This is a genomic window from Novosphingobium resinovorum (assembly GCF_027922145.1).
GTDB lineage: Bacteria > Pseudomonadota > Alphaproteobacteria > Sphingomonadales > Sphingomonadaceae > Novosphingobium > Novosphingobium resinovorum.
The window spans coordinates 1-10085 of record NZ_BSFC01000026.1 but is presented as its reverse complement, the minus strand read 5'-3'; the positions used below and the strand labels follow the sequence as shown (position 1 = coordinate 10085).

Genomic DNA, 10085 nt, shown 5'->3' with positions numbered 1-10085 from the left:
TGCGCAAGTGCTCCGCCTCGACGGCGCCGCAAATACGAACTGTCACATCGCGCACCGTCAATTCCATGCTGGGCGGCAATGCCGGGACGGCCGGCATTTGCGCTTGATCCTCGCGAACCACCGTGACTGGTACAAGCCGTAACTCTTCAACGCTCCCCGTCGCTCGCGCCTGCCGGCGCCAATAATGCAGCAGGCCAAGGCTGACGCCGTTGTCCCGCGAAACCTGCGCTACCGTTTTTCCGGAGGTGAAGCTTTCTGCAAGAATACGATCGCGCTCATCATCCGGCCATCGCTCGTGCCGACGCCGGACTGGCTCCAAACTAACGGTCAAACGCGAACTTGCACTGTGCGACGCACACGTCAAACCAACGTTTGGCACCGCATCAATTTCGTCAACCACTGCTCGAGCTCCTCAACGTCTCGCGCAGATCTACCCCTCAAAAACCAACCAGAATACGTGGGGTCGGTGCAGCGGTTACAGATGTTCGGCATGGCTCAGGCCGCCGACGAACTGATCGAGCAGGGGGCGCCTGTGGATCGCTGAAGAGCGGGTGCGCGTTCATCTGTTCGTGGCGACATTGGGATATTCGCGCCGGATGCACATCCAGCCCTCGCTGCGGGAGCGGCAGGTGGACTGGTTCGAAGGAATGGAAGGAGCATTCCTACGGTTCGGCGGCGTTCCGGCTGAAGTCCTGGTCGATAATGCCAAGGCGCTGGTCGAACATCATGACACGGCGACACGGGAGGTGCGGTTCAATGCCCGTCTCCACGCCTTTGCGCGCTATTGGGGCTTCTCGCCGCGAGCCTGCGCTCCATACCGGGCGCGCACCAAGGGCAAGGATGGTGTTGCGAGATAGGCCGGTCCGGCGCTTGATCTCCCGAATGGGGATCTTCTGCCGGAAATGCCATCGGCGGATCACACTGAGTAAGTCCATGTCGATCACTCCACGGCCCTCCGACTGGCAGCCGGAGGCGAGGGAAACATGGGTCAATTCTCAATGGTAATTTATACGCCCCCCGGGTCACTTCTCAGTGGCAATCAACAGGCTACGGCTCGCTCGGCTCCACATTCCAAGCTTGAATCACGCCCGCGCTGCCGCATCAACCCATTCTCAAACATTGGGTAATCGCGGGAGCGAGTCGCCCATGTTGGTCTTTACCGGCCTGCAGAAGGTGGTTGTTCCCCTGTAAGATGAGAAACGGGCTCTCGATTGGTGACCGGGCCCAGCATCAGATGGATGCGTGTTTCGGAAAGTCCCGGACAGCGATTCCGGTAAGTCGCGGACAGTGGTTTCAGAAAGTCCCGGACAGGGATTTCGCTAAGTCCCGGACAGTTTGTGCGGTTGGTCATTGGGTGCGCCGGTTTGGCATGAACGTCCCCGCAAGCGGAGCTTGGAGGGACCATGCCGAGACGGAAGCAACCGAGACGAGCGGACGTGAAGGACATCAGATCGATATTGCGGCTGACTCATGAGAGTGGGCTCTCGGTGCGCGAAGTGTCGGAGCGGCTTGGGCTAAGCAAGTCGACCGTGTCGACTTACCTGCTGCGGGCGCGTGAGGCGGGGCTGGACAGTTGGCCGATGCCAGATGACGGCGGCGATGACGCTGCGCTGGAGCGCAAACTCTTCCGGCAAATGGGACGGCCGCCGCGGGATACGAGCGAGCCGGACTGGCAACTGGTCTCCCGTGAAATGAAGCGCAAAAGCGTGACGCTGCTGTTGTTGTGGCAGGAATACCGCGAGGCTCATCCCGACGGCTTTGGCTACACCTGGTTCTGTGATAAGTTCGGCGCGCACGAGAAGCGCGCCCACCCGACCTATCGGCATCGGCATGCCGCCGGTGCGGTGATGCAGACTGATTACGCCGGTCAAACGATCCCGTTGATCGACCCCGGCACCGGCGAGATCCACCAAGCACAGCTGTTCGTCGCGGTGCTTGGGGCCTCGAGCTACACCTTTGCGGTGGCGAGCCTGCACCAGCGGCTGCCTGACTGGATTGAGGGCCAGGTCCGGGCGCTGGAGTACTTCGGCGGAGTGCCCGCTTCCATTGTCTGCGACAATCTCAAGGCGGGGGTGGCCAAGGCGCTATGGTTCGAACCGACCCTGACTACGACCTTTGCCGCGATGGCAGAGCATTACGACACGACGGTCCTGCCGACCCGGCCGGCGAAGCCGAGGGACAAGGGGAAGATCGAGGGCGCGGTGCTGATCGCGGAAAGGTGGATCATCGCGCGCTTGCGCAATCGGCAGTTCTTCGACCTGGCGGTGCTCAATGCCGAGATCGGCCACTTGCTCGAAGTTCTCAATGGCAAGACGATGCGTCACGTCGGTCGTTCGCGCCGCGAGCTGTTCGACGAGATCGAGCGCGCGGCGCTCAAGGCGCTGCCTGTTACCCCGTTCGAATACGCTGAATGGAAGAGCGCCAAGGTTCATCCCGATTACCACGTTGCCGTCGACCGCAACTTTTACTCGGTTCCGCATGGTCTGATCGGCCGCAAGGTCGATGTGCGGCTGACCCAGCGGGTGGTTGAGATCTTCCAGGATCACAAACGGGTCGCCAGCCATGTTCGCAGTTCGCAGCGCGGGTTCCACATCACCGTCAACGCCCACATGCCCAAGGCTCACCAGCGTTATGCCGACCGGACGCCGGCATCGCTGATCGAGCGCGCGGCCAGGATGGGCACCAACGTGGCGGTCATGGTCGAGCGCATGATGCGTGATCGGCGCCATCCCGAGCAGGGTTATCGCTCGGCGATGGGCATCCTCTCGCTAGGGCGCGGCTATGGCCATGTCCGTCTCGATGCGGCCTGTGACCGCGCGCTGGCAATCGAGGCCACCACATATGCCTCGGTCCTCTCGATCCTCAAATCCGGGCTCGATCAGGCCAGTCCTGCCCAAGAACCGATCCGGCCAGCTCCATCGCACGGCAACATCCGCGGTGGGGTCTACTATCAGTGAAAGGAAGCGACGATCATGCTGACACACCCCATGTTGGACCAGATGCAGACGCTGGGGCTCGCCGGGATGGCGAGTGCTTACCGTGAACTTGCCGAACAAGCGGGAAGCGAAGGGCTCGCCCGGGACGAATGGCTCGGGCTGATGCTCGATCGGGAGATGGCGATGCGCTGTGACAAGCGGCTCGCCAACCGGCTTACGGCCGCGCGACTACGATTCAGCGACGCCTGTATCGAGAACATCGACTTCGCCGCGCACCGCAAGCTGGATCGCCGCAGCGTCCTGGCGCTTGCGCAGGGCGACTGGCTCAAGGCGCATGAACATCTAATCATTACAGGGCCAACCGGTACGGGGAAAACCTGGTTGGGGTGTGCGTTCGCCCGTCAGGCAGCCCGGCTCGACTACTCGGTACTCTACGTTCGCATGCCCCGACTGTTCGAAGATCTGGCAATGGCCCGGCTCGACGGCCGCTTCCCGCGCCTGATCGACAAGCTCACCCGCATCCAACTGCTCGTGCTCGACGACTGGGGCAGCCATGGGCTGACCGAGCAGCAGCGCGGCGATCTGCTTGAAATCTTCGAGGAGCGCTACAAGCGTAAATCCACCTTGATTACGGCTCAGTTACCGGTCGCTCAGTGGCACGAAATGATCGGTGCCCCCACGATCGCTGACGCCATCCTCGACCGCCTGGTACACAATGCCCACCGCATAAAACTCGAAGGCGACAGCATGCGCAAAACCCGACCCGCGCCCCTCTTGACCGACATAGAGAAAGCCGAAATCATAACCGCCTGAACCACAACAAGGCACCTATGACCAAACTGCGCCGACTGTCCGGGACTTAGCGAAACGCATGTCCGCGATTTTGTGAAACGGCTGTCCAGAACTTCTGAAATACGCAAGATGGAGAACAACCATGGGTGAATATATCGGGCTCGACGTTTCCTTGAAAGAGACTGCCGTATCGATCCGGCGCGATGGCCAGCGGATTTGGCGCAGCAAATGCGTCTCCGACCCGCAAGCACTGGCCGGCTTGATCCGCAAGCATGCAGCCGACGCCGAAAAGGTCGTCTTCGAGACGGGCCCCTTGCATGCCATGCTGCAATCAGGTGAACTGTTCAACAAGGTGACCGCTGTGGTCTAACAGTCCAAGCCGGCCTCGCGCCTTCGGGCGCAACAAGTTGTCCCTGCCGGGACGTGGGCCGATCCATTCCGCAGAGTCCGTTGCATCAGGCCTCCTGGCCGCCAATGCGCTCCAAACATAGGAAGGATCGTCCGCGAAGCCCCATCATGCGGCGGCTCATGTCGACCGCGAAGACGACCATGCTTCCGGCATACACACCATCAAACACGAAAGGCTTGCAAAATGACGCGCGATTAGACGACGGGCTCTAAGGAGTCTCTTTCTGGACTCCAGAAGGAGGACAAGTGAAGGATCGGGTGGCCGCAACAGCGGTCCAGTCGCGAGAGGCCGGATACATTTGTGCAGACTGGCACCGTTACCACCAATCAGCCCCTTGCAGGGACAGGGCGGGTCATAGATTTTTTGCCAGAACCTCCTGGAGCATGGCCTTGTCCAGCGACAGATCGGCCACGAGCCGCTTCAGCTTCTGGTTCTCCTCCTCCTCCTCCAACTGCGGCATCTTGCGCAGCTCGGATGGCCCCAGGCCGCCATATAACTGCTTCCAGCGGTAGTACGTCGCCTCCGAAACGCCCATCTTCCGGCACACCTCGGCGACTGGCGTGCCGACCTCCGCCTGGAGCAGCGCAAACGCGATCTGCTCGCCCGTGAACTTCGACTTCTTCATGCAAAATCGCCAGCTACACTCAGCTTCGATTTTGCCAGATTCCTCTCATTCCCGCTGGAGACACTTTCCGGGGCAGGGTCAGTCGGAATAATCCTTGCGATTATCGTACTTTATCGTAAAATATTTTCCCAAATCGCACAATCAGAACGGGCGTAAAAGAGGGGTGCAAAGTTTGCACTGGCCACGCTCGCCGCGAACTGTCACTCGTACTCCCTCGAGTAAGGAAAAAAGTGAGGACGGGTAGAACACTGCTTGATCACTTCACGGGTGTCACATTGTCATCTCATTATGCTTTTTCGTTATACGCCAATAATAATTAGAGGGTTAATCCCACGTATCGATGAATATTATTTTATTAATGAAAAATATTCATTGTTACGAAGGTAATATATGAATTAATGTTGCGATATTCGCAGAGGTCACAAAAATTTTGCTGGTCTGGAAGTTTATAATCCGATGACGGTGATTTTAATCTCGCTACTCGCGGCCGCGATCCAAATGGTCTTACTGCTTGTAACAGCCCGTATCTTAGGGGCCGCAGAATATTCTGGCTTCTCGCTAATTATGACAGTTGCGATCTTTCTGTCAGCGTGCTGCAGCGAATGGCTGCGGATGATTTTGGCGAGGCAAGGAAGTTCACTCCGGCACCGTATGCGCACAGCCCTTCTTGGCGGTCTTCGTGTTTGGACTGTTAGGCTCGCGCTGTCATTGCTAATTGGGTTGGCACCAATTGCCATTCTTGCGGAAGCGATTGCAAGCAAATCGATAGCACTAGCTATCGTGGCCACAAGTCTGGTCGGTACTGGCACAATGTTATCAGATATGGCGGCGACGTTCCTTCGATTCACTTCTAGTCGCCAAGCATACAACTGCTTTGTTCTCCTTAGAGTATCGCTAATGGGAGGAGCTTCTGTTGCAGCGGCGGCATTGGGGGGCAACGGGTCTCAAACAGCAACTGCGTTCGGCGCAGCCGCATTGCTGTGTGGTGGGGGATTCATAGCTTTGTTTTGGACCCGTAGTTTGCCCCGCAAAGGATTGATAATCCGCTTGGGGCCGATGGGCTGGTCACTAGCCTCTGGGTCGTTGGGAACTAACATATCATTGATGTTGTCGCGTTTAGCGCTTGGCATTGCTCTTCCAGCGAACATCTCCGGTGGAGTGTTTTTGGCGATCGATCTCGCCACTCGAGGAATAAATGTACTGGGCGTTGCGATCAATACTTGGGGCAATCGTCTGATAATAAACGCCTCTCATTATGAAGGAATTGCGGGCGCTAAACGAACATTTCTACCAGTTTCTGCCGTTTTTATTACAATTTGGTTTTCAGTTGCTTTGGCTGGCGTTGCTTTGTGCGTAGCAATTCCGTTAATCACGCTAACGTTCAATGAGGTCGATCTATATTTAATGGCGACCGTGTCCACCGTATTTTCAATACTTCTTCTCTTTCTCCGCACCTTCTTGTTCGATGCTTACCTATCAGCAATAGGGCGGCATCGTGAAGTCGCGCATGTTGGGGTGAGCACGGTGTTTTTAACGGCGATTGGAGCGCTTTTTGCCGCGTTTGTCCCGACGCCCGCGATCGGGATGCTCGCCTTCCCAGCGGCCGTGGTGCTATCCTATATCGCGTACTTTAAGCGCAATGGAACGGTGCTATGGAGTGGGATCAACCGCCCTTCGGCGATTTTCGGTGTGCACGCAATTTTTGCCGTTGCGGTGGCCAGCGGGGTTGTATCTATGTCTGATTCATTGCCGGTCACTGTCGTAATTCTGTCTGTCATTACGATGAATTATGGATTCCGACTTAGTGTCGCGGCTAAGGATGTGTTTCTGAAAAATAAATATATTTCAAAAGATTTTGATTGAAGATTGCAAGACTTCTGCTTGGGGAAAGAATATTTTATTGGGATTTAATATCAATGACATGAGAAATTTTTGTATTTTGCATTCCTGATGTCTAAGGGTAGAATTTATGATTGCAGTTGCGGGTGATCGCGGTACCACCAAGACCTTGCTCTGGGTCGGAAAGAAGCCGGTTAACGGCGGGGGGGACGAAATTTATGATCGGCGCATAATTGAGCAGCTCGCACTGGAACATGAGATCAATCATCTGCAAGTAGGCTTGCAGTCACGAGGAAATCAGATTGGTGCTTTATTGCATGGCGTACCGCATCCACGCTTCAAATATTCAAGCAGCAAGCTGACGAAATCTTTTCAAAGAGAGGCGGGGGCGGCTGATAGCATTGTGGTTTCTTGGGAATCTTTTGAAAATCTAGTTTGGAATATACATCGCCCTGTTACTCTAATCGTACATAATGTGATGAGCGATGTTTTAACTCAACTCTACGGTCGTGTGCCTGTGTTAAAATTGGCTGCCAAGCACTCGCTAGAGTGGGAGAGGAGGACATATGCCCTCAAAAATCTTACCCTTGTTGCACTTTCGAAACGCGATCGCGCGCTGATTAACGCCCGCGCACCGGATGCTAACGTACTTGTCGCTCCGCCGGGAACACCGCCACTAGCGCAATTACAGCGAGAGCAGTTGTTTCGAGAAGTGGTGGTTTCTGGTAGCTACGATTGGGCTCCAAAGCGGCGGGACCTTATTGAACTATCAAACCAAATAGCAGTCAACTCGGCATCCAATGTGGATATCCATTGGCGTCACGATTTGCCACTTCCGCAGGATGCTCGAATCGACGCCCTGAATAATGTATCAAGATCGATAATCAAAAGTGATTATGAGCTTGGGTTACGATTTGGACTCATTCCAGATACATTTCTCGGTGGTTTTAAGCTTAAATCTACTTATTATATATCTAACAATTGCATATTGTTATCGAGATGTGATATTCGTGACGAGTTCAGTGGCCTGCCCTATTCTGAAGAATTTGTACATTTTACCCCAAATGTATCAGATATAGAACATGTTATTTCCGCTGTAAGTAAGCGCGATTCTCAAGAATTATACGGGCGATGGAGAGTATTCCAGGACGCATGCGCTAAAGAATTTAGTTGGAGGAAGAGCTCAAACGTAATTTCCTCAACCGTAGGGCCGTTTAGTTACCTTTCTCGAGAGGTCTGACGTGTTTTTTGGAAAGATTATTTTTGCGATTTTAATTCGGGCAGTGAACGGATTTTCATCGCTACTACCGGACGATCCAGTCAGCCGACGGATTCGCTGTGTTGCATATCGAATGCTTCGTTGTCGAATTAAGAGGGGCGCAATTCTCATGGGGGGAGGGTACATAAACGGGTTGGGCGTGCGCATTGGGCACAATGCGTTCATTAATCGAAATGTTTATTTCGATCTTAACAGTCACGTCTCGATCGGAGATCGCGTTTATGTGGCTAATCATGTTCGATTCATCACGACAAATCACGAGATTGGCGATCGAAACCAGCGAGCCGGCCCCATAAGGCCTGCTCCCATCGTAGTCGGGGACGGAGCGTGGATAGGAGCGAATGCAATAATCCTGCCTGGCGTCCATATTGGTAATGGTAGCGTAGTCGCAGCAGGTGCGGTGGTAACACGAGACGTGCCTGAAAATTCGCTAGTAGCTGGTGTTCCTGCTAGGATCGTTCGGACCTTACCCGAATAGTAACCGCTGATGCGGCCTCACGAATTCGGCTGTGGTTGTGTAGGATAGATTTGCGCGAGACTGAGAAGTGGCTTGGTCCGTCTGAACAGCCTTTGACGTTTGATAAGTGGTAAGCGCCGACGGAACCCGGCCTTGTGCGGATTGGGGTGGGCGTGAATTTCGCGGGGCAGATGGAGGCCTTGCGAGTGGATATCGAGCAGTCAAACGAGCCTCGTATGAGCGCACGCCGAGATGGCGGAGCGGTCGTTCGAGTGGAACGGCGCCGGCACTGGAGCGACGAAGAGAAGCTGGCGATCCTGAAGGAGACCACTCAGCCGGGTGCCATCATGGCCGTGGTCGCGCGTCGGTACGGGATCGGGACCGGTCAGCTTTACACTTGGCGTAAGCAATTGCTCCGCGGCGCGATGGCCGGGTTCGTGCCGGTTGAGTTGGCCGCCGAGCCGCAGGGGACAGCACCTGAGATTGGCCGGATTGAGATCCGGCGCGGCGGTGACTTCATGGTGTCGATCGATAGGTTGGTCGACAGAGAAGCGTTGAGATTGGCGCTCGAGGTTATCGGGGAGCGGGACTGTCAGGAATTCCGTGTGTGAGCGGGCATAATGGGTAAGAAGGAGACCCTGTATGCCTCGACGCAAGGAGCCGGCGATCCCGGCTGATTTACTCGATCAACTCTTGGCCGGCAGCGATGCGGCCAGTGCGCTCCAGCAGGGCGGCCTGCTGGATTCATTGAAGAAGGCGCTGGCCGAACGGGCGCTCAACGCCGAGATGGATTACCACCTTGGCGATGCCTCGCAGGTCGGGAACAGCCGCAATGGCTATGGCCGCAAGACGGTGGTGACGGAGACCGGCAAGATCGAGATCGAGGTGCCGCGCGATCGTAACCGTCCGATTGTTACCGCGGTGGTTGGGCCTTGAAGCGAGTGGCGAGTTCGGGATCGTCAAGGAAGTCATCGAGGAAGCAGTGCCAGGTCTGGGTAGTGCGGCGTGCTTCTCGAAGCATATCTGACAGTTCGTCGACGCCATCGTCTGTTGCGCGGCGATCTGGACGAGAATGCGCGACAATCAAGATGAGAATCCGGTGTGTCGGGATCGGCGTAGGGCGTAGCCCGTCCCGACACACCGGAGGCACTCTTTGGCGGGTGCCTGTGATGGTCGTGGTGGCCGCTATGCATCGGGTTTTCCGGGGAGGAGGACCTGACGTGTGGCCGGCCGACACATCAACGATCATCAAGTGAGACTTTTGTAAGCGCCGACGGAACCCGGCCTTGACGGTAAATGCTTATACCAAATCCCTTTGAGGCTGACTCATTGGGATTCCCAAGAGCAGATTTTTCTGATTCACCATCGCGAGCAGATGGAGGCTTGTGATGGCGGCGTCGTTGGTTGTGCGAAGCGATTATTCAGGGTCAGACTTGCGAGCTTTTGCCCGGCGCAGCGATGATGCGCAGCAGGTGCGACGGCTTTTGGCGATGGCCTCGATCCTGGATGGCGGCAGGCGGAGTGATGCGGCGAAGATTGGCGGTGTGACGCTCCAGATCGTGCGTGACTGGGTAATCCGCTTCAACGCCGAAGGCCCTGACGGGCTCAAATCGCGCAAAGCCCCCGGCAAGCCTTCAATCCTGGGCGATGAGCAGCGCCGGGCTCTGGCCGCGCAGGTGGAGGCAGGGCCGATCCGTTAGCGTCCGCGCTCGTGGTGTAATTTCCGGTGTAGATTGAGGCGATCGCAT

The 10085-nt window shown here is 56.2% G+C and carries 8 protein-coding genes and 4 pseudogenes; 10 read left to right on the top strand and 2 right to left on the bottom strand.

The genetic code is table 11. The annotated features are described in order from the left end of the window. On the bottom strand, positions 1-400 hold a 400-nt coding region (locus tag PKE80_RS17660), incomplete at its 3' end, for a transposase (RefSeq protein ID WP_271183614.1). Between the two features lie 127 nt (positions 401-527). On the opposite strand from PKE80_RS17660, the pseudogene PKE80_RS17655 reads away from it, so the two are divergent. The 4 genes and pseudogenes from PKE80_RS17655 to PKE80_RS17640 form a co-directional block, all read left to right on the top strand. Then, positions 528-842, top strand: a pseudogene (locus PKE80_RS17655) (IS21 family transposase); the annotation flags it as partial. 561 nt (positions 843-1403) lie between these two features. Continuing rightward, entirely contained in the window at positions 1404-2957 is a 1554-nt protein-coding gene (gene istA / locus PKE80_RS17650; RefSeq protein WP_211152309.1) for an IS21 family transposase, read from the top strand. 15 nt (positions 2958-2972) lie between these two features. After that, positions 2973-3749, top strand: a complete 777-nt coding sequence (istB, locus tag PKE80_RS17645) for an IS21-like element helper ATPase IstB (RefSeq protein WP_271183613.1) — start codon at positions 2973-2975, stop codon at positions 3747-3749. 121 nt (positions 3750-3870) lie between these two features. After that, a pseudogene (locus PKE80_RS17640) lies at positions 3871-4065 on the top strand (IS110 family transposase); the annotation flags it as partial. Positions 4066-4498: 433 nt separating this feature from the next. On the opposite strand, the pseudogene PKE80_RS17635 reads toward PKE80_RS17640, so the two are convergent. Continuing rightward, positions 4499-4762: pseudogene (locus PKE80_RS17635) on the bottom strand (transposase); the annotation flags it as partial. 456 nt (positions 4763-5218) lie between these two features. Between PKE80_RS17635 and PKE80_RS17630 the strand changes: the two are divergent. The 6 genes and pseudogenes from PKE80_RS17630 (at position 5219) to PKE80_RS17605 (ending at position 10037) form a co-directional block, all read left to right on the top strand. Beyond that, on the top strand, positions 5219-6625 hold the full coding sequence (locus PKE80_RS17630; protein ID WP_271183612.1) for a hypothetical protein: 1407 nt from the start codon (positions 5219-5221) through the stop codon (positions 6623-6625). A 106-nt stretch (positions 6626-6731) separates the two neighbouring features. After that, positions 6732-7841: a hypothetical protein gene (locus PKE80_RS17625; protein WP_271183611.1), complete on the top strand. Its 1110-nt coding sequence runs from the start codon at positions 6732-6734 to the stop codon at positions 7839-7841. Positions 7842-7953: 112 nt separating this feature from the next. After that, positions 7954-8358, top strand: coding sequence for an acyltransferase (locus PKE80_RS17620; protein ID WP_309298996.1), 405 nt, complete (start codon positions 7954-7956; stop codon positions 8356-8358). 185 nt (positions 8359-8543) lie between these two features. Next, a complete protein-coding gene (tnpA, locus tag PKE80_RS17615) occupies positions 8544-8948 on the top strand; it encodes an IS66-like element accessory protein TnpA (RefSeq protein WP_271183610.1) in 405 nt (134 codons plus the stop codon). 31 nt (positions 8949-8979) lie between these two features. Beyond that, positions 8980-9237: pseudogene (locus PKE80_RS17610) on the top strand (transposase); the annotation flags it as partial. Positions 9238-9725: 488 nt separating this feature from the next. Next, complete coding sequence (locus PKE80_RS17605) at positions 9726-10037, top strand: helix-turn-helix domain-containing protein (protein ID WP_271183609.1); 312 nt, start codon at positions 9726-9728, stop codon at positions 10035-10037. The last annotated feature ends 48 nt before the right edge of the window (positions 10038-10085 follow it).

Bases quoted from the DNA above. Each gene is read 5' to 3' on its own strand.
- istA (WP_211152309.1), top strand. From the start codon at position 1,404: ATGCCGAGACGGAAGCAACCGAGACGAGCGGACGTGAAGGACATCAGA.
- istB (WP_271183613.1), top strand. From the start codon at position 2,973: ATGCTGACACACCCCATGTTGGACCAGATGCAGACGCTGGGGCTCGCC.
- PKE80_RS17630 (WP_271183612.1), top strand. From the start codon at position 5,219: ATGACGGTGATTTTAATCTCGCTACTCGCGGCCGCGATCCAAATGGTC.
- PKE80_RS17625 (WP_271183611.1), top strand. From the start codon at position 6,732: ATGATTGCAGTTGCGGGTGATCGCGGTACCACCAAGACCTTGCTCTGG.
- PKE80_RS17620 (WP_309298996.1), top strand. From the start codon at position 7,954: ATGCTTCGTTGTCGAATTAAGAGGGGCGCAATTCTCATGGGGGGAGGG.
- PKE80_RS17605 (WP_271183609.1), top strand. From the start codon at position 9,726: ATGGCGGCGTCGTTGGTTGTGCGAAGCGATTATTCAGGGTCAGACTTG.